The following is an 18,861-nucleotide window of genomic DNA, read 5'->3' on the forward strand; positions in this document are numbered from 1 at the left end:
CTCCTGATCGATAGGCGTCTGCTGGCAAAGTGGTGGCACCTCGTCAGGGACGATTTATTTTCCAGGTACGGATTGCCATGCGCTCGTATATACCCTTTTTTTTGGTTCATCACGGATTGCCGGGAAAGACGTTCTTTATCTTCATGAAAAAGAATTCGCTATCCCGGTAACCGTACGCCATCCGCTTGATGACCTTTATTCGATTGTTTATTCCTTCCAACTGACCGGTGTGCATCGGCCAGCGAACCCGGCTGACGATGCCCCGCCAGTAAGCCTTAAGCCGTTTGGCGAACTGGATCAGAGCCTGAGGAATCCCCACAAAATATCCATGTAGATCAATCGGATAGCTTGAAGATGCCTGCATGAGTCGGCAGTTTGGTAGTCGCCAAACAACCCAACGCCCGAGACTCATGCAGGCAGTACGATTCTTACACAAGGCATTTTCCCAAGCACTTCCCACGATCCACAGCAAGCGACTGAGCGCCTTGATGAGCTGCGTCAGCGCCTTGCTGCACGGGCATCGTCTAACCCTGACCGACTTGGGCAGGGCCATGCCCAGCGAGGCTTACACCAAGCATTCGATCAAGCGTGGAAATCAATGGGGTCAGAGTCATTGATTTTTGGCTGAGAAGGCGGTTAGTGGCGTGTAGGTCGACGATCCCTTTCCCGCTGGCAGCGAGCGGGCGGCGGGGAAAATAGTTGGATCAATGACTCTGACCCCATCGATCCTAAGAACTGCAGCAATAATTATTGGGGGTAAGTGATATGGATGTGAAAGAGATTGATAAATATATTGCTGTTGGTTCCACTGGTAGTGTCTGTGTTGATGTCCGTCTTTTAGCGGGTTATGCCTCTATAGTGCGCTCTATTACTTTGTTGAAGGAAAATGTCGCTGTTATTGAGTTTAATAATTATGGATATGATGAGGGCGGGCTGGCTATCGAGCTTGTTTATCAGGATTTTCACACGTTAATTTCATCCATAGAGGACTTTCTAGATTTACCTGTTTCTCGATGGGAGAATTTTACAAAAAGTGGTAATTACCCCGATGAGCAGGCTGGCGTGGCTCAGTCGAACTCAGCATCTTTGAAAGAGGATCTCAGATCTGGTGCACTCAAGCTTCCCCTGAATTGGGCCGAGAAAATAATTCGGTCTGAATATTGGCGTGATATTGCTTGCGGTGGAAAAGGTTAAAAAATCAATCGTAATAGGGGACAGACCCTGAGGAATCCCCACAAAATATCCATGCAGATCAATCGGATAGCTTGAAGATGCCTGCATGAGTCGGCAGTTTGGTAGTCGCCAAACAACCCAACGCCCGAGACTCATGCAGGCAGTACGATTCTTACACAAGGCATTTTCCCAAGCACTTCCCACGATCCACAGCAAGCGACTGAGCGCCTTGATGAGCTGCGTCAGCGCCTTGCTGCACGGGCATCGTCTAACCCTGACCGACTTGGGCAGGGCCATGCCCAGCGAGGCTTAAATCAATGGGGTCAGAGTCATTGATTTTTGGCTGAGAAAAGCGATTGGTAGCGTGTAGGTCGACGATCTCTTTCCCGCTGGCAGCGAGCGGGCAGCGGGGAAAATAGTTGGATCAATGACTCTGACCCCATCGATCGCAGAGTTTAAGATTCTTGAAACAGTTGCGCAGCGGCTGGGTAATAATTTTGAAGCTGCTGGGCGGATCAATCTTATGTCTGAAAAGACAGTGTGCCCAAGTGTAGTAGTGTTATTCAGCAGTTTCGTGATTGATATCCAAAAATTCAGCTCAATATCTTCACTGTGGAGAACTATCGTGATTAATAGAGAGATGACGTATGAAGAGATTCAACAGATGGTACAGCAGCTTTATGATAGAGCTCTTGGGTTAATGCAGTTTAGGCCTGAGCAAGCGTTCGCTTACGTGCAAGATGAGACTGAGCTCCTGCAGGGCAAAGATGCATATACTGATGCTTTGTTGCAAACGGCTATATATAAAATTGGGGGTGAATCGCCCCTAGTTTCGTAGACACCTCCAAGCCTCATAATGAGGCCCACTAGGAGGTGCCATGAGCAACCAGCGTTACCCCGAAGAATTCAAAATCGAAGCGGTCAAGCAAGTGACCGAGCGTGGCCTTCCTGTAGCCGAAGTGGCAGCGCGGTTAGGTATGTCGGTGCACAGCCTGTATGCCTGGATCAAGCGCTACAGCAAGCCCCAGGAAAAGCGGCAGCAAGAGGGCGATCAGCAGGCCGAACTGCGTCGTCTGCGTGCTGAACTCAAGCGAGTGACCGAAGAGCGAGACATCCTAAAAAAGGCCGCCGCGTACTTTGCCAAGGAGTCCGGCTGAAGTACGCCTTCATCAGCAAGCTGTCGGTGGAGTATCCGGTTCGGCGTCTCTGCCAAACCCTCAAAGTGCATCCCAGCGGTTACTACGCTTGGCTATCCGAGCCTAGCTCCGTACGCGCCAAGGAAGATCAGCGTCTGCTTGGGTTGATCAAGCATGCGTGGCTGGAAAGTGGTGGTGTTTACGGCTATCGGAAGATCCACGACGACCTGCGTGAGTTGGGTGAGTCCTGTGGCCGTCACCGAGTGGCCCGCCTGATGAGGTTGGAGAAGCTGCGTTCGCAGACCGGCTATCGTCGGCGCCCTGGCTATTACGGTGGCAAGCCAAAAGTGGCCTCGCCCAACCGCCTGGAGAGACAGTTCAAGGTCGCAGAGCCCAATAAGGTCTGGGTCACTGACATCACCTACATTCGCACCTATGAAGGCTGGCTGTACTTGGCTGTGGTGCTGGATCTGTTCTCACGCCAGGTGGTCGGCTGGTCGATGAAGCCACGGATGTGCAGCGATCTCGCGATTGATGCCTTACTGATGGCGGTGTGGCGGCGCAAACCCAAGCAGGAAGTGATGATCCACTCAGACCAGGGCAGTCAGTTCAGCAGCCTGGACTGGCAAAGTTTCCTCAAGGCTAACAACCTAATCAGTAGCATGAGCCGGCGCGGTAACTGTCACGACAACGCCGTGGCAGAGAGCTTTTTCCAACTGCTGAAGCGCGAACGCATCAGACGAAAAACCTACGGCACTCGTGAAGAAGCACGTGCTGATGTGTTCGATTACATCGAGATGTTTTATAACCCTAAACGCCGGCACAGCAGCGCTATGCAGCTATCGCCAGTGGATTTTGAAAAGCGCTATTTCCAGAGCTTGGAAAGTGTCTAGGAAAGCCGGGGCGATTCACTGGGAGTAAAACAAGATATAATCTTGTGGTTGAAGGTGAGAAAGGGATTGTCACGGGTATGCGCAATTTTACAAAGCAAGAAGTAGCAAAAATGGCTCGTAACCAAGGCTGGGAGGATTTGCCTTTCTAAGATGAATAATTATTTAGACGTCCTTCATACAGAAGCAGGTTGCTTAATATTTTCACTTGCCGAAGCATGTAAGGAAGAAGGCTTTTTTGACTTCAATATTTCCTGTGCTTTAGCTGAAAATTTTTCTAGGTTTTTACAGGGGGGCTTTTCATGCAGGCTGTACAGTAAAGATATAGATAGGTTAGTGGCTGAGTTCAATAATCACGTGCGAGGGTTATTGCTTAATAAATATGTTCAGCCATTTTCTTATGTTCCTTTGGAAAGCGATATTCAGATACAGTTTTTAGATGGTGAGGTGGTTAGTGTCTCTGATGGATATTTTTCTGTAATTATATTGTTTAATTGCGGTAAGGCAAATGAGTTTTCTTCTAATACATATTTTGGATTAGAAACTGTTGTTGAGGTTGCTGATTTTGAAAGGTTTTGTGATGGGCTGAAACGCTTGACTCTTTGATCTTAGTCTGTCTCTGGGAACTCTACAGACAATCGGAAAAGAATCGGAAAAGGGGACAGATTTATTTTCCTCCTGATTGGCTAAGCTGAGGGTCTAAATTGAAGGAGATCGCTATGCCAAGGATGGGACGGATTGTATTGCCGAACTACCCACATCATGTGGTGCAGCGAGGGCATAACCGGCAGGTGGTGTTTGCCGCTGAGCAGGACTATCAGCGCTACATAGCTGACCTACGCGAGTTGAAAGATGCGTTCGGGGTCAAGGTCTACGCTTATTGCCTGATGACGAATCACGTTCACCTGCTGCTGGCGCCCGGCGAGGCCGTCGCTGGGTTGGGGCAGTTAATGAAGGCGCTGGCAGCGCGTGCCACGCGCTACCGAAATCGTCTAGAAGGCCGCACCGGTACTCTCTGGGAAAGTCGCTACAAGTCCAGCGTTGTTGAGTCAGACACCTACCTGCTTGCCTGCTGTCGCTATATCGAGCTGAACCCGGTTCGAGCCCGTATCGCTGCTGAGGCGGGTGATTATCCCTGGTCTAGCTATCGGATGCGGGTAATGCATCAGGCTGACAGCGATTGGCTGGACATGGATCCTTGCTTCGTCGCACTTGGGGATACGCCTGAAAAGCGTCGCATCCGCTACACAGAATTCATCCGCCAAGCCGTTCCATCAAGCGAAATTGATTTGATTCGTGCAGCACTGCAAAGGGGACAACTAACCGGCAGTGCTCGTTTCGTGGATGAAATAGAAAGAATCCAAGGGCTGCGGGTTGAACTACGAGGTCGGGGCAGACCGAGGCGTAATCCCGGAAAATAAATCTGTCCCCTTTTTGGTTAGTTATATAGAGCGTAAGCTGGGTGTTGAGATTGGAAGTTTTACGAGTTTTTGTAAGAATAAAGTAGGTGCTTGTGCGGAGGTCTCGGCCGCCGATAGCTTAGTGCGGCAAGGTATCGAGCCGTCTAAGATAAAATTTACAGAAGCTTTACGTCCACGTGAGGTTTGGGGGAAGAGCATCGTTAAAGATAGGGCAGTAGTCAAACCCTGTGACAATTGTAGCGTTACCTGGCCGTGAGATTATATTATGAGTTTTTTAAATAAAGAGTGGCAGCCTGGCTTTGGTACTATATATACGTGGGTGGCAATGGATAAATGCGGTCGTCTGGCTGTGATGGTGAATAATTGTTTTGGTGATTTGCCGAGGGTTCTACTAGAGGTTGATGATGTTGGCTCCCTTTTAGATGATCTTTGCGAGTTCATATGGGAAGAGTCTTCGAAGGTCTCTGTATATCCAGAGAAAAAACTTGGAGGAGCTAAGGTTGATCTGTTTTCTGCATGGAGTTATCGAGGGTACGGAGCTGAGGAGGTTTTAACTGACTTGCAAGAAGACCTAGTTGAGCGTGGCGTCTTTTCTGAGTTTAATCTTCCTGTCAATAAAGGCCTTTATGTATATCACGGCGTTGAGGGGGATAATCCAGGCGTAGATTATCCGGTTGGATACTCTGGGCAGTCAGAGATGGGGGATTATTTTAGGTTCCTAGTCCCTACGGAATTTTCTAATATTAAAGAGTTTCCAGCCTTTTTGCGTAAAGGAATTGTTGTGTCGAAGACCGTGGATTTTTCTTTAGACCGTCTTCTGAAAAGTAGCCTAATTAATGAGTGTTTTACTACAATGTACGAATAGGAATAAGAGGAAAGTAGGGGGCAAATTTGTCCCCTTTGAATCGATGGGGTCAGAATCGATGGGGTCAGAGTCATTGATTTTGGCGAAGTTAATGTTTTCCCGATCCTGCGGAATACAGGGACAGATTTATTTCCCCCGCAAACGCAGTTAACCGACAATCGGAAAAGGGGACAGATTTATTTTCCTCCTGATTGGCTAAGCTGAGGGTCTAAATTGAAGGAGATCGCTATGCCAAGGATGGGACGGATTGTATTGCCGAACTACCCACATCATGTGGTGCAGCGAGGGCATAACCGGCAGGTGGTGTTTGCCGCTGAGCAGGACTATCAGCGCTACATAGCTGACCTACGCGAGTTGAAAGATGCGTTCGGGGTCAAGGTCTACGCTTATTGCCTGATGACGAATCACGTTCACCTGCTGCTGGCGCCCGGCGAGGCCGTCGCTGGGTTGGGGCAGTTAATGAAGGCGCTGGCAGCGCGTGCCACGCGCTACCGAAATCGTCTAGAAGGCCGCACCGGTACTCTCTGGGAAAGTCGCTACAAGTCCAGCGTTGTTGAGTCAGACACCTACCTGCTTGCCTGCTGTCGCTGTTCACAAATTAATACGTCTGCACAGAAAACCAAGCAGATATATCAAGGGCAAAGTGTGTATCAAGCAAATTCGTCTATTGGGGATTACCTTGTCAAAGGCGATAAGTTTTATTTGGATGGCATGCATAAGAATCATCTTGAGGTCTTTGATAGTAAGGGGCGTTTCAAAGCTGTATTGAATCTCGATGGGTCTTATAATGCGGATAAGACGAGTAAGGCCCTATCTGAAGGAAGGAGGTTGCCGAAATGAATGAGTTTTCGTCTCTAGAAGATTTGAAGCGTTTGTTTAAAGAGATTGCCAAGGCAAAGATGGGCAGTTTTGACTGTCGTGAGTTAAGCATCGACTACGATTGTGACTTAAATGAGGCTTTTAATAAATATGCAGGTCTTTTGTGTCAGTCTATAAAAATGCTTGATGCGGGGGGGGCAGATGACTCGGTTATTCAGCCTGCTTTGATGATGCTTCGTACACATGCGATGAGTTTATCTAGTTTTTTTGATGCGATAGCTGACGATGCTGAGTTTCTTATAACAGTGGAAAAGGGGACAGATTCTGAGGAATCCCCACAAATCTACTCCAGTACCTGAGCTTGCCGGCGAACCTCGTCACGCAGCAATAGCTCCATCGTGGTGAGGGCCGAACAGGATGAATCGCTGGTGGAGCGCCTGAGGTATTCAAGGCCGACACGCCAGAGCGACAGCACGGTTTTATGCCTGACGCTGTTGCTCTGAAAGTGGCCTGACTGGCCTGTCATTCGAGCCTGAAAACCGGCCAGGTACAACGCATAACACGCCAGTGCTGCGATCAGCAGCAGGATCTCGATACGTCGAGGGCAACGCGTTCGATGCAAGTCGAAGGCAAAGCCGAAACGTAGACTTTTCACGTCCCGAAAGCCTTCTTCGATCTGCATACGTTTACGGTAGATACCGACGATTTTCCGAGCCCCCCATTGCGGTTGCGGCAGGTTACTGGCGAGCAACCAAGGCTCCTGTCACGACGAGCGTTCTGCCGGCTGAGCTTGCTACGCGCGATGCTGCCTGTTACGCGGCGATGCTTCCTGCCCCTGGGCGGCTGGTGAGTGCCGTACAAAGCAACCTTGTGCGGAGCACTGCGCGTCATCTCGATTCGTCCAAGCGAGCAAGCCGTCGAGGTTATCCGCTGGTAGAGCTGCTTGATCGGCTGCCATTGATCGTACTCGTCGCGATAGAGATCACGATTGCGCACGCGCCCCACGTAATACCAACCCTTGGCTTCGACGGCCTGGAACCAGGGGCGGCGAAAACCGGCATCCGTTACCAGGATCGGCACGCATTGCTCGGGAAGCATGATTTCCAGGGCATCGAGCAGTTGCTTCTGGCGCTGAGGACAAGCTTCACGGTCATGCACGCTCTCGTAAACAGGAAATGCCCGCCCGGCCAGCGGGATGGAGGCCCGCAGCAGGTAGAGGTCAGAAGCGGCATTGATCGGCGACCAATCCACCAGAATCAAGGGATGACGCAGGGAGCCAAGCAGCGCAGTCAGCATTTTCCAATAGAACAGGGGGCGCTCGTACTGCAGACGAGCGTTGCCGAGCAGGCGATCCACACGCTTGATCGAATGCTTGGTGTAAGCCTCGCTGGGCATGGCCCTGCCCAAGTCGGTCAGGGTCAGACGATGCCCGTGCAGCAAGGCGCTGACGCAGCTCATCAAGGCGCTCAGTCGCTTGCTGTGGATCGTGGGGAGTGCTTGGGAAAATGCCTTGTGTAAGAATCGTACTGCCTGCATGAGTCTCGGGCGTTGGGTTGTTTGGCGACTACCAAACTGCCGACTCATGCAGGCATCTTCAAGCTATCCGATTGATCTGCATGGATATTTTGTGGGGATTCCTCAGGGTCAGAGTCATTGATTTTTGACTGAGAAAAGCGATTGGTAGCGTGTAGGTCGACGATCTCTTTCCCGCTGGCAGCGAGCGGGCGGCGGGGAAAATAGTTGGATCAATGACTCTGACCCCATCGATCGAGAAGGTTGAGTCCAACCTCTCGCTGACGAAGAATGATCGGAATACTTATCAGCAGTGCGTGGCTGGCAAATGTGGCATTGATGGTGATGAGGGTGGTCACTTGATCGCCAGTATATTTAATGGCCCTGGCGAACGTCTAAACTTGCTGCCTATGAATGGGAATCTCAATAAGGGTGCTTGGAAGACGATGGAGAATCAATGGGCGTCTGCGCTTAAAGAAGGAAAGTCGGTGGGTGTAAAAATTGAGCCGGTGTACACAGGCGGGTCCGTAAGACCTGAGAAATTTACTGTGACATATCAGATAGGTTCGGAGCGCCCGATAAGAGAAACTTTTGTCAATTCTCCAGGTGGGATATGAGTGTGGATGATGAGATTTATCAAGGCATTGGTGAAGTTTTGGTTGCGATTTCTCCTGCTGATGCCGAATTGGTACTGGTAGAGGCCGAACTTTCTCCGGAGGGGGATCACTGTAAGTTGTTATTTGATTATGTTGGCCCTTCTGGAACCAAACAGTGGTTTTTGCCAAGTAGCGCGAAGGTGGACAGTGATCTGCTGGATCTTTTTGTTCGGCTTAGAATTTTCTTCGAGTCGAATGGGCTTTATGCGGAAGGTAAGCCATGGAAAGGCTGTATTGTCGAACTCTGCCTGCGCAGCATGAAGATAAAAATCGACTTTAAGTATGAATGACTACAAGGAAAGGGGACGGATTCTGAGAAATCCCCACAAATCTACTCCAGCACCTGAGCTTGCCGGTGAGCCTCATTACGAAGCAATAGCTCAATCTTCACGAGTGCCGAGCACCATAAAGCGCTGGCTGGTCGCCTTAGGTATTCAAGGCCAACGCGCCAGAGCGACAGCCCGGTTTCATGCCTGACGCTGTTGCTCTGAAAGCGGCATGGACGCGCCTGTCGTTTTAGCCTGACGGCCGGCCAAATACAGTGTGTACAGGCTACTCCCGCGATCCGGTCGACACCCGCGTTGGCTTGGCGGGCCATAAAGAGTGCCCGCGCTTGCCCGAGCCGTGGCCAAAGCGGCCGGCAAGCGCCACGCGAAATAGCGAGCGCCGGCACAGTGCCGCTTGCCGATCGCTGCTACCATCGCCGCTGCCTTTCGCAGGGTTACCCACCGCCAGGAAGGCTGACCATTCACATCACGGATATGCATTGAGCAGACGATGAAGAAAATCGCAGGAATAGCTGCAGGCGTTGTAGTTGCCGTTGGCGTTATCAGCACGGCAGGAGCCTGGTACACCGGAACCCAGTTGCCGGGAGTGCTGCAAAACGCAATCGCCCAAGCCAACCAGCAGAGTCAGGATGCACTGTTGGGTACTGGCATTACCGGCAAGCTGGAGCTGGTGTCGCTGGAAAGCCGGCTGTTCACCAGCACCGCCCGCTACCGCCTCAGCCTCGATATGCCGGCCACCGACGAGGAGGCGCCGCGGCACATGGAGGTGCTTTTCGTGGACAACATGGAGCACGGCCCGCTGCCGCTCTCGCGGTTGAAGCGGCTCAATCTGTGGCCGGTCATGGCGGCCAGCAATTACGCTCTGGAGGCCAATGAGCTCACCCAGAAGTGGTTCGATGCCGCCAAGGGCGCTGCCCCGCTCACCGGCCAGGGCGCCCTGGGCTATGACCTGTCTACCAGCGGCACGCTGGTATTCACGCCGCTGGACTTCGCTCCCACGCCAACGTCCACCGTCAACTTCTCCGGCATGACGCTCGATGTAGAGGCCAGCAAGCATGCCAGGCAGGTCGTGGTCCACGGCAGTATGGACAGCCTGCTGGTTCAAGTGACCGATACGGAGCAAACGCCGGTCAGGGTCGAGCTGCGTGGCCTGACCGTGGACAGCGATCAGCATTTGGGCAGTGGCGATTTTTACCTGGGCGACAGCAACCTCAAGCTCGCCACGCTGCAGTTCAACATGGGTGACAAGCCGCCTGTGTTGGCCCGGGATCTGTCGCAATTCGGCAGCCTGCAGGAGGCCGGTGGGCTGCTGGCCGGGCGATTCGGCTATGACCTGGGCATGGTCAGCTATGACGGCAAGGACGTCGCCGGCATGCACATGCTGTGGTCGATGAAGAACCTCGATGCAGGCGCCGTTCAGTCGCTGATCGAGCTGTATCGCGACAAGCTCAAGCCCATTCAGAACGCCCAGGCGCAGGACGAAGAGGCTCCGGAAATGGCCTTCACGCCCGCCGAGGAAGAGCGCCTGAAAGGCGACTTCGAAAAGCTGCTTGCCGCCAAGCCGCAGGTTGCCCTGGAGAACTACAGCATCAAGACCAGCAGTGGCCAGGCGGCGCTGAGCCTGTTCGTCGACCTGAACAAACCCGAGTCGTTCGAGCTGCCACCGCCGGATCTGGCCAAACAACTGATCGCGCAGCTCGATGCCAAGCTGTCGATCGACAAGGCGATGATCGGCGATGGTGTGCGTGTTCAGGCTCAGTTCGAAGGGCAGACCGACGCCAAGGCCATCGAGGATCAGGCCACCATGCTCACCGAAATGGGCAGTGGCATGGCCCTGGGCACCGGCCTGCTGACTCTGGAGGGCGACGCGCTGAAATCCTCGCTGCACTATGCCAACGACAAGGTGACCTTCAACGGCCAGGACATGACCGTCGAGGAGTTCGCCATGTTCGTCATGTCCAAGGCCAATGGCCTGACTGGCGGCATTGGTGGTGACGAGCAGCCCGAAGGCTATGCGCCAGACGACGCCTACCCGGACGACGACATGGGCGAAGACGGCCTGGAGCAGGACGACCCGCAAGCGCCGGACGCCGCCGAAGTGCAGTAAACCCGGCAACCACAACGAAGAAGGCCAGTCACTCGACTGGCCTTCTTCGTATTGCCCCCGCAGCCAATCCGACCGGGCTGTTCGGTGGGGCTCACCGGCGAAGGTTTCCTAGAAGCGGAACGCCTGGCGGCCGATCAGCAGCCACTTGCCGTCCTGTTTCTGCCAGATCTGGAAGTTCTCGATCTCGGTCGGCACGATGCCCTTCTCCTTGCTGATGGCCTGGGCCGAGAAGTGGTGGCGGACCATCGCCACGTCACCGGACAAGGTGATTTTCTGGTTGAGCATTTTCAGCTCCTTGAACGCGCTTTTGCCGGTCTCGATGTCCGAGATGAACGCCTTCTTGTCCTGGATGTTACCGCTGGAGTGGCCGTAGGTAAGGTTGTCCGCGGTCAGTGTTTCAAGTTGCTTGATATCCTTGTGCAGCATGGCGTTGGTGAGCTTGTCGACGGCCGCGGCCACGTCGCTCTCGTCGGCAGGGGCCGCCGCGACATAACCGGTGAACAGGCACAGAAAACCTACCAGCAGTTTCAGCTTCTTCATGTACAGAACCCTTTCTTGTAGTTGTTGGGAGCAGGCGGCGCGTTGCCGTCGACGAATCGTCCGTCATCGTACAACTTAGCTTATTCTACCGTGATGGCAAGGGGTTCGCGATCTCTCATGACACTGCTGAAACCCTTGATAATCATGGCTTATGGCTATCTCAAGGAGGTCTGCGCAGCATGCAGGAGGTCGGCTGCCTCCCGGGCTGTGGTCGTACCTCTTGACGCCACGGCGTCCAGCCAGGCCCCTGACTTGCCTGTGATCGGGGCGGGCCAGCCATCGCCCAGTGTCTGCAGGCGCCGCAATTGCTCGCGTTCGGCATCCAGTTCCAGCTGCTTGACCCGCTGGCGCAGGTCGGCCAGGGTCGGGTCTTGCTGCGCCGGATCGCGCCAGGCCTTGCGCAGCGCTCTGAGTGGTTCGACGACCTCTTGCTGCCAGGGCGCGGCGAGCTGACGTAGCTGCTTTTCCCGGCCCGGGTCGTGGGCCACGCCGCGGCTGTCCAGCCACAGGCCGCACAGCAGCAGGCAGACATCCACGCCGGCATCCTGCTGGGCGAGGCAGGCGGTTTCCACGCCGGGGCGCGCGTAGAGGGTGGTGGCGAAGCTCCACAGGTCAGCAGTCATGGCACCTTCCGAGTATGCGGCAAGGGACTCTGGTAGAATCCGCCGCCATTATGATCCGACTCCTGAACCTTACCTTACAGCGTGGCCCTCAGCGTCTGCTAGAGAACGCCGAGCTGACCCTGCACGCCGGTCACAAAGCCGGCCTGATCGGTGCCAATGGCGCCGGCAAATCCAGCCTGTTCGCGCTGCTGCGCGGCGAGTTGACCCCGGACTCGGGTGATTGCCTGCTGCCCGGCGACTGGCGCATCGCCCACATGCGCCAGGAGGTCGACACGCTCGAGCGCCAGGCGGTGGACTACGTGCTCGACGGCGACCACCCCCTGCGCCGCGTGCAGGCTGAGCTGGCGGCGGCCGAGCAGAGCCACGACGGCACCGCCATCGCGCGGCTGCACAGCGAACTGGACAGCGCCGACGGCTATACCGCCGACGCCCGCGCACGCAAGCTGCTGGCCGGCCTGGGCTTCGACAATGCGCAGATGGACCGCCGCGTCGGCGACTTCTCCGGCGGCTGGCGGATGCGCCTGAACCTCGCCCAGGCGCTGATGTGCCCGTCCGACCTGCTGCTGCTCGATGAGCCGACCAACCACCTGGACCTGGACGCCATCCTCTGGCTCGAGGGCTGGCTGCAAAGCTACCCTGGCACCTTGCTGCTGATCTCGCACGACCGGGATTTTCTCGATGCGGTGGTCGATCACGTCGCCCATGTCGAGCAGCGCAAACTGACGCTTTATCGCGGTGGCTACAGTGCCTTCGAGCGTACCCGCGCCGAGCGCCTGGCTCAGCAGCAGCAGGCATACGAGAAGCAGCAGGCGCAGCGCGCGCACATGGAAAAGTACATCGCCCGCTTCAAGGCCCAGGCCACCAAGGCCCGCCAGGCACAGAGCCGCATCAAGGCACTGGAACGCATGGAAGAGCTGAGCGCGGCGCACGTCGACTCGCCCTTCGACTTCGTGTTTCGTGAGGCGGACAAGATCTCCACGCCACTGCTCAGCCTCAGTGAAGGACGCCTGGGTTACGGCGACAAGACCATTTTGCAGCAGGTCAAGCTCAGCCTGGTGCCCGGCGCGCGGATCGGCCTGCTGGGCCCCAACGGCGCGGGCAAGTCGACGCTGATCAAGAACCTCTCGGCGGAGCTGCAACCGCTCAGCGGCAGCCTGACCCGCGGCGAGAACCTGGTGATCGGCTACTTCGCCCAGCACCAGCTCGATGCGCTGGACGACAAGGCCAGCCCGTTGCTGCACCTGCAGCGCATTGCGCCGGCCGAGCGCGAGCAGACCCTGCGCGACTTCCTCGGTGGTTTCGATTTTCGCGGGCCGCGCTGCGACGAGCCGGTGCTGAATTTCTCCGGCGGCGAGAAGGCGCGCCTGGCCCTTGCGCTGATCGCCTGGGGCAAGCCCAATCTGTTGCTGCTCGACGAGCCGACCAACCACCTGGACCTGGAAATGCGCCTGGCGCTGACCATGGCGCTGCAGGAGTTCGCCGGGGCGGTGGTGGTGGTCTCTCACGATCGTCACCTGCTCAAGAGCACCACCGATGAGTTCCTGCTGGTGGCGGACGGGCGCGTGGCGCCGTTCGATGGCGACCTGGAGGATTACGCACGTTGGCTGATCGACTACCGTCAGCGCCAGGCCGCACCAGCGGCCACTGCGGTGGCGTCATCGGCTCTGGGCACTGACAAGCGCGGCCAGCGCCAGGCCGCTGCCGCCCTGCGCCAGCAGTTGGCACCGCACAAGAAGGCTGCTGACAAGCTCGAAGCCGAATTGGGCCAGGTGCAGAGCAAACTCGCTGCTCTCGAGGCACGCCTCGGCGACAGCGCCCTCTACGAGGCCGCGCGCAAAGAGGAACTGCGCCAGGCCCTCGCCGAGCAGGCCGGCCTGAAGAGCCGTGAGGCCGAACTGGAAGAGCAGTGGCTCGAAGCGCTGGAGACCCTGGAAACCCTGCAACAGGAACTGGAGGCGATAGGTTGAATTTCGATGTGATCGATCTGGCCTGGCTAAGCGCCTGGAGCCAGCCGCTGATGCGCACCGGGCAGGTCGTGCTGATCCTTGCCCTGGCCTGGCTGGCGCAGCGCATCCTCACCCGCGGCATCACCCGCCTGGGCCATCGTTACCCGCAGTTGCCGGCAGAATTGCTGGTGCCGTTGCGCGGCCTGACGCGCTGGCTGATTCTCGGCAGCGCCTTCATGCTGGTGCTCGAGCGCCTGGGCGTTTCGGCGCAGGTGCTGTGGGGCGCCCTGACCGGTTTCGTGGCGGTCGCCGCTATCGCGTTCTTCGCCATCTGGAGCGTATTGTCGAACCTGTTCTGCGCGCTGCTGATCTTCGCCCTTGGGCCGTTCCGCATCGGTGATTGCGTCGAGGTGCTGGAAAGTGCCGACAAGCCAGGCGTACGTGGCCGGGTGCTGGATATCAACCTGTTCTACACCACCCTGGAAGACCTGACCGGCGATGCGCCTGGCACCTGGATACAGATTCCCAACAGCCTGTTTTTCCAGAAGGCCGTGAGGCGCTGGCGCAACGGCGAAGTGCCGACCCACCGCAAGATCGAGTCCTGATCGGGGAGCGGGGCTGGCAAGAGGAGTGAGGCGGTTGACCCGGCTCGCTCGGTTGTGCTGAATGTGTACGAGCCGTGGTCGGCTTTTCGGCTGGCTGGCGATCCAGTCTGTTTGCAACGCGGCGCTGGCACGCAGGTCGTGCCTCCATCATCCAAACCTTCATCGAGGTCGTCACCATGGCTCTGGAAACCTGGCTCGCTTTCTTCGTCGCCTGCTGGCTGATCAGCCTGTCGCCGGGTGCCGGCGCCATCGCGTCGATGTCGGCGGGGTTGCAGTACGGCTTCTGGCGCGGTTACTGGAATGCGCTGGGCCTGCAACTGGGCCTGGCGCTGCAGATCGCCATCGTCGCAGCGGGTGTCGGCGCGGTACTGGCCACCTCGGCGCTGGCCTTCAGCCTGATCAAATGGTTTGGCGTGGCGTACCTGGTGTACCTCGGTTGGCGCCAGTGGCGTGCGCTGCCAGCCGATATGAGCGTGAGTGGCGAGCGGCCGATTGGCCGGCCGTTGAGCCTGGTGCTGCGTGGCTTCCTGGTGAATTTCGGCAACCCCAAGGCCATCGTCTTCATGCTCGCGGTGCTGCCGCAATTCATCAACCCCCATGCGCCGCTCACCGAGCAGTACCTGGTCATCGGCGTGACCATGGTGACCGTCGACCTGATCGTCATGGCCGGCTACACCGGCCTGGCGGTGCGCGTGCTGCGGCTGCTGCGCACGCCGCGCCAGCAGCGCATCATGAACCGCAGCTTTGGGGCGTTGTTCATGGGCGCCGCAGCGCTGCTGGCCACCGTGCGGCGTGCACCGGTCTGAGAGCTCGCCCCCGCACCTGGCAGGCGCTCGGCGTGCGCATGCACACAATGAATGCCGCGTTCTCGCCGGTTCTTGCGAGAGCGCCTAGCCCCGGCGCGCTTTCAGCCCGCGAAATTTTCCACAGGTTTTTGATATGCGCGTATGGATAGATGCCGATGCCTGCCCCCGGCTGGCGCGGGATCAGGTGGTCAAGTTCGCCCTCAAGCGTAATTTCGAGGTGGTGCTGGTTGCCGGTCAGGCTGTCGCGCGGCCAGGTTTCGCGTGCGTGAAGCTGATCGTGGTGCCCAGCGGCCCGGATGCGGCGGATGATTACCTGGTGGAACACGCCGTGCCGGGTGAGTTGGTGATCTGCAGCGACGTGCCGCTGGCCGATCGGCTGGTCAAGAAAGGCGTGGCCGCGCTGGACCCGCGGGGCAAGGAGTTTGACGAGCGCAACATGGGCGAGCGCCTGGCGGTGCGCAACCTGTTCACCGACCTGCGTGAGCAGGGCCAGGTAGGGGGTGGGCAGGGTGCCTATGACGACAAGGATCGCCAGGCCTTTGCCAACTCGCTGGATCGCTTGCTGACGCGCCTTTCACGCGGTTGAGCTGGAGTTGTGGCCCGGGTGGAGCGAAGTGATACCGGGGCGGCCAGGTCAGGCTATGGCGCGCGTACTAGGTTGTTGGGCTGCGCCCAGCCTACGCGTACACATCGGTTTTTCGGTCACGTATGTGGGAACGGGCGGGACGCCCCAGTCCATGCCCGTGATTTCGCACGCATGGCGCGCTCCCATATCGTGACTGGCGCGCGGCCTGGCCGTTGATGGGCTGTCGCCCATCCTACGGCTGCTCGCTGACGCCGTTGTTCATCACTCGTGGGTCAGTTCCAGCACCCGGTCGACCAGTTTGTTGATGCCCGACGCGGTCTGGGAGATCGAGTTGGCCAGCATGTACGCGGGCGTGGTCACCAGTTTGCGCTGGGTGTCCTCGACGATGTCCTCGACGTTGCACTCCACGTGTTCGGCACCCATCTTGCTCAGGGCCGCTGCGGTGTCAGCGTCATGGCCGATGGTGCAGGTCACCCCGGCGCCGAAGATGTGCGCGGCCAGGGCCGGCGCGATGCAGATCAGGCCGATCGGCTTGGCAGCGCTGACGAACGATTGCGCGGCCGCCAGTACATCGGCCTGCACGCTGCACTGGCCGCCTTTGCTGGCGAAATCCGAGAGGTTCTTGGCTGCGCCGAAGCCGCCCGGCAGGATCAGCGCATCGAAGTCGTCGGCACGCAGTTCGCGCACGTCCTTGATGTTGCCGCGAGCGATGCGCGCCGATTCCACCAGCACGTTACGGGCGGGCTGCATTTCCTCGCCGCTGAGGTGATCGATCACGTGAGCCTGATCGATATCGGGTGCGAAGCACTGCACCTCGACGCCGCGCTGATCGAGGCGCAGCAGGGTGATCACGCTTTCGTGGATCTCCGAGCCGTCATACACCCCACAACCGGAAAGAATCACTGCGACTTTCTTGTTCATGGATCAACTCCTGATGAGGTACGAGGCGAGCCCGATTGCGTGCGGCGGGCTCGCCTGGGGAAATACGTGTTCTGTTATGACCGGTGGGTCAGCCTGTAGTTACAGGTTTTAAACGGGCCTGCGGGCGTCGTCAAATGTCGAGCTTCAGGTGCTGCGCTGTCTACGCCGGTACATCCAGACGCCCAGGCCGATGATCAGCAGGCCGCCGAACAGGTACATCTGCACCTGATGCAGCTCGCCGAGCAGGCCTTCCAGCACACGGCCGAGCTTGTAGGCCAGGGTGCCGAGCACCACGGCCCAGATCGCTGCGCCGATGGCATCGAGGATCAGGTAACGGCGCGGCGGATAGCCGGACAGGCCGATCGCCAGCGGCATCACCGTGCGCATGCCGTAGAAGAAGCGAAAGCCCAGTACCCAGAGGTCCGGGTGGCGGCGCAGGTAGACCAGCGCCTTGTCGCTGAGCGCCTGCCACTGCGGGCGGCGTTCGAGGATGCGGCGGCCGTGGCGGCGGCCCAGGTGGAACCAGAGCTGGTCGCTGGTGTAAGTGCCGATGAAGGCGAACAGAATCACCAGTTCGATCTGCAGGATACCGCGCAGAGCCAGGTAGGCGGCCAGCAACAGCGACATTTCGCCTTCGAGAAAAGTGCCCAGCGCCAGGGCCGGGTAACCGAAGTTCTGCAGCAGATTTTCCAGCATGAAAGGCAACCGTGGGGTAGGGGATACAAGGCTACGCGGTTCGACACCGTAATACAGCATTTGTCAGGAGACCGTGAAATTCACCCAGCGCGTGGCGCGGGTTGCCGGCCGTGCACGAGCATCTCGCGATAGGATGTGCCTTGGGGCGTGCGACGCGCCGTCGCAGTATTCGTTACCGGCGTCATCATTTGGTCATAATGACGGCTTATAACTGTCACACTTCGCCCGTTCGAGCGGGCCCAGGAGTCTGCCGTGAGCTTTACCCCCGCCAACCGCCTGTTCCCAGCCACCCGCCTGCGTCGCAATCGTCGTGACGATTTTTCCCGGCGCCTGGTGCGCGAGAACGTGCTGACCACCAATGACCTGATCCTGCCGGTATTCGTACTCGACGGTGACAATCAGCGTGAAGAGGTGGCGTCCATGCCGGGCGTCGAGCGACTGTCCATCGACCTGCTGCTGCAGGAAGCGGAGAAGTGGGTCGCCCTGGGCATTCCGGCCCTGGCCCTGTTCCCGGTGACGCCCGCCGAAAAGAAAACCCTCGATGGCCGCGAAGCCTGGAACCCGGATGGCATCGCCCAGCGCGCCACCCGTGCGCTGCGCGCGCGCTTCCCCGAGCTTGGGGTGATCACCGACGTGGCGCTCGACCCGTTCACCACCCATGGTCAGGACGGCATTCTCGACGACGAAGGCTATGTGCAGAACGACATCACCGTCGATGCCCTGGTCAAGCAGGCGTTGTCCCATGCCGAGGCAGGCGCCCAGGTGGTCGCGCCGTCGGACATGATGGACGGGCGCATCCAGGCGATCCGCGAGGCGCTGGAGCTGGCCGACCACGTCAACGTGCGGATCATGGCCTACTCTGCCAAGTACGCCAGCGCCTATTACGGCCCGTTCCGTGACGCGGTGGGTTCCTCGCTGAACCTGGGCAAGGCCAACAAGGCTTCCTACCAGATGGACCCGGCCAATGCCGACGAGGCGTTGCACGAAGTCGCCGCCGACCTGGCCGAGGGTGCCGACATGGTGATGGTCAAGCCGGGCATGCCGTACCTGGACATCGTCCAGCGGGTCAAAAACGAATTCAGGGTGCCGACGTTCGTCTATCAGGTCAGTGGCGAATACGCCATGCACATGGCCGCCATCCGCAACGGCTGGCTCAGCGAGGCGGTGATCCTCGAATCGCTGACGGCCTGCAAACGAGCGGGTGCCGACGGCATCCTCACCTATTTCGCCGTGCGTGCGGCCGAACTCATACGACAGGGGCAGTAGCCCCTC

At 57.6% G+C, this 18,861-nt stretch carries 19 protein-coding genes and 3 pseudogenes; 16 read left to right on the forward strand and 6 right to left on the reverse strand.

The window, feature by feature from the left end:
• Positions 1 to 109 precede the first annotated feature (109 nt).
• Positions 110 to 304: pseudogene (locus ACZ0AV_RS15655) on the reverse strand (transposase); the annotation flags it as partial.
• 461 nt (positions 305 to 765) lie between these two features.
• On the opposite strand from ACZ0AV_RS15655, the gene ACZ0AV_RS15660 reads away from it, so the two are divergent.
• The 8 genes and pseudogenes from ACZ0AV_RS15660 to ACZ0AV_RS15695 all read left to right on the forward strand — a co-directional run bounded on the left by ACZ0AV_RS15660 (position 766) and on the right by ACZ0AV_RS15695 (position 6,663).
• The gene (locus tag ACZ0AV_RS15660) at positions 766 to 1,194 is read left to right on the forward strand and encodes a hypothetical protein (RefSeq protein WP_499151878.1); all 429 of its coding nucleotides are present in this window, start codon (positions 766 to 768) and stop codon (positions 1,192 to 1,194) included.
• Between the two features lie 406 nt (positions 1,195 to 1,600).
• On the forward strand, positions 1,601 to 2,011 hold the full coding sequence (locus ACZ0AV_RS15665) for a hypothetical protein (RefSeq protein WP_499151879.1): 411 nt from the start codon (positions 1,601 to 1,603) through the stop codon (positions 2,009 to 2,011).
• Between the two features lie 40 nt (positions 2,012 to 2,051).
• A protein-coding gene (locus ACZ0AV_RS15670) for an IS3 family transposase (protein WP_499150580.1) occupies positions 2,052 to 3,202 on the forward strand; the annotation gives its coding sequence in 2 pieces (ribosomal slippage) (positions 2,052 to 2,295 and positions 2,295 to 3,202; 1,152 coding nt in all).
• A gap of 150 nt (positions 3,203 to 3,352) precedes the next feature.
• The gene (locus tag ACZ0AV_RS15675; RefSeq protein WP_499151880.1) at positions 3,353 to 3,805 is read left to right on the forward strand and encodes a hypothetical protein; all 453 of its coding nucleotides are present in this window, start codon (positions 3,353 to 3,355) and stop codon (positions 3,803 to 3,805) included.
• Positions 3,806 to 3,918: 113 nt separating this feature from the next.
• Positions 3,919 to 4,620: a transposase gene (locus ACZ0AV_RS15680; protein WP_499151881.1), complete on the forward strand. Its 702-nt coding sequence runs from the start codon at positions 3,919 to 3,921 to the stop codon at positions 4,618 to 4,620.
• Between the two features lie 265 nt (positions 4,621 to 4,885).
• Positions 4,886 to 5,485, forward strand: a complete 600-nt coding sequence (locus ACZ0AV_RS15685) for a hypothetical protein (RefSeq protein ID WP_499151882.1) — start codon at positions 4,886 to 4,888, stop codon at positions 5,483 to 5,485.
• Between the two features lie 228 nt (positions 5,486 to 5,713).
• Positions 5,714 to 6,088: pseudogene (locus tag ACZ0AV_RS15690) on the forward strand (transposase); the annotation flags it as partial.
• A 233-nt stretch (positions 6,089 to 6,321) separates the two neighbouring features.
• Positions 6,322 to 6,663 (forward strand): hypothetical protein, encoded by a 342-nt coding sequence (locus ACZ0AV_RS15695; protein ID WP_499151883.1) that lies wholly within the window; start codon positions 6,322 to 6,324, stop codon positions 6,661 to 6,663.
• Here the strand turns inward: ACZ0AV_RS15695 and ACZ0AV_RS15700 are convergent.
• Positions 6,648 to 7,840: pseudogene (locus ACZ0AV_RS15700) on the reverse strand (IS4 family transposase). The gene ACZ0AV_RS15695 and the pseudogene ACZ0AV_RS15700 sit on opposite strands and share 16 nt — an antisense overlap.
• A gap of 212 nt (positions 7,841 to 8,052) precedes the next feature.
• Here ACZ0AV_RS15700 and ACZ0AV_RS15705 point away from each other — a divergent pair.
• The 3 genes from ACZ0AV_RS15705 (at position 8,053) to ACZ0AV_RS15715 (ending at position 10,866) form a co-directional block, all read left to right on the forward strand.
• Entirely contained in the window at positions 8,053 to 8,433 is a 381-nt protein-coding gene (locus ACZ0AV_RS15705; RefSeq protein WP_499151884.1) for a DNA/RNA non-specific endonuclease, read from the forward strand.
• The gene (locus tag ACZ0AV_RS15710) at positions 8,430 to 8,762 is read left to right on the forward strand and encodes a hypothetical protein (protein ID WP_499151885.1); all 333 of its coding nucleotides are present in this window, start codon (positions 8,430 to 8,432) and stop codon (positions 8,760 to 8,762) included. Before ACZ0AV_RS15705 ends, ACZ0AV_RS15710 begins: the two co-directional genes overlap by 4 nt.
• 487 nt (positions 8,763 to 9,249) lie before the next feature.
• Positions 9,250 to 10,866 (forward strand): YdgA family protein, encoded by a 1,617-nt coding sequence (locus tag ACZ0AV_RS15715; RefSeq protein WP_499151886.1) that lies wholly within the window; start codon positions 9,250 to 9,252, stop codon positions 10,864 to 10,866.
• A gap of 108 nt (positions 10,867 to 10,974) precedes the next feature.
• Here ACZ0AV_RS15715 and ACZ0AV_RS15720 read toward each other — a convergent pair whose 3' ends face one another.
• Both ACZ0AV_RS15720 and ACZ0AV_RS15725 read right to left on the reverse strand, forming a co-directional pair.
• On the reverse strand, positions 10,975 to 11,406 hold the full coding sequence (locus ACZ0AV_RS15720) for a nuclear transport factor 2 family protein (protein WP_499151887.1): 432 nt from the start codon (positions 11,404 to 11,406) through the stop codon (positions 10,975 to 10,977).
• Between the two features lie 155 nt (positions 11,407 to 11,561).
• Positions 11,562 to 12,029 (reverse strand): TIGR02444 family protein, encoded by a 468-nt coding sequence (locus tag ACZ0AV_RS15725; RefSeq protein ID WP_499151888.1) that lies wholly within the window; start codon positions 12,027 to 12,029, stop codon positions 11,562 to 11,564.
• Positions 12,030 to 12,079: 50 nt separating this feature from the next.
• On the opposite strand from ACZ0AV_RS15725, the gene ACZ0AV_RS15730 reads away from it, so the two are divergent.
• The 4 genes from ACZ0AV_RS15730 to ACZ0AV_RS15745 all read left to right on the forward strand — a co-directional run bounded on the left by ACZ0AV_RS15730 (position 12,080) and on the right by ACZ0AV_RS15745 (position 15,972).
• On the forward strand, positions 12,080 to 13,996 hold the full coding sequence (locus ACZ0AV_RS15730) for an ATP-binding cassette domain-containing protein (protein WP_499151889.1): 1,917 nt from the start codon (positions 12,080 to 12,082) through the stop codon (positions 13,994 to 13,996).
• 8 nt (positions 13,997 to 14,004) lie between these two features.
• Entirely contained in the window at positions 14,005 to 14,580 is a 576-nt protein-coding gene (locus ACZ0AV_RS15735; RefSeq protein ID WP_499153375.1) for a mechanosensitive ion channel domain-containing protein, read from the forward strand.
• A gap of 176 nt (positions 14,581 to 14,756) precedes the next feature.
• Positions 14,757 to 15,386, forward strand: a complete 630-nt coding sequence (rhtB, locus tag ACZ0AV_RS15740) for a homoserine/homoserine lactone efflux protein (protein WP_499151890.1) — start codon at positions 14,757 to 14,759, stop codon at positions 15,384 to 15,386.
• Positions 15,387 to 15,519: 133 nt separating this feature from the next.
• Positions 15,520 to 15,972 (forward strand): YaiI/YqxD family protein, encoded by a 453-nt coding sequence (locus ACZ0AV_RS15745; protein ID WP_499151891.1) that lies wholly within the window; start codon positions 15,520 to 15,522, stop codon positions 15,970 to 15,972.
• Positions 15,973 to 16,233: 261 nt separating this feature from the next.
• Here ACZ0AV_RS15745 and elbB read toward each other — a convergent pair whose 3' ends face one another.
• Positions 16,234 to 16,893 carry an isoprenoid biosynthesis glyoxalase ElbB gene (elbB, locus tag ACZ0AV_RS15750; RefSeq protein ID WP_499151892.1) on the reverse strand — a complete coding sequence of 220 codons (660 nt, stop codon included), beginning with the start codon at positions 16,891 to 16,893 and terminating at the stop codon, positions 16,234 to 16,236.
• Between the two features lie 144 nt (positions 16,894 to 17,037).
• The gene (locus ACZ0AV_RS15755) at positions 17,038 to 17,589 is read right to left on the reverse strand and encodes a DedA family protein (protein ID WP_499151893.1); all 552 of its coding nucleotides are present in this window, start codon (positions 17,587 to 17,589) and stop codon (positions 17,038 to 17,040) included.
• Positions 17,590 to 17,841: 252 nt separating this feature from the next.
• On the opposite strand from ACZ0AV_RS15755, the gene hemB reads away from it, so the two are divergent.
• On the forward strand, positions 17,842 to 18,855 hold the full coding sequence (gene hemB, locus ACZ0AV_RS15760; RefSeq protein WP_499151894.1) for a porphobilinogen synthase: 1,014 nt from the start codon (positions 17,842 to 17,844) through the stop codon (positions 18,853 to 18,855).
• The last annotated feature ends 6 nt before the right edge of the window (positions 18,856 to 18,861 follow it).

The sequence above is a fragment of the Pseudomonas sp. AC532 genome (genome assembly GCF_979258965.1).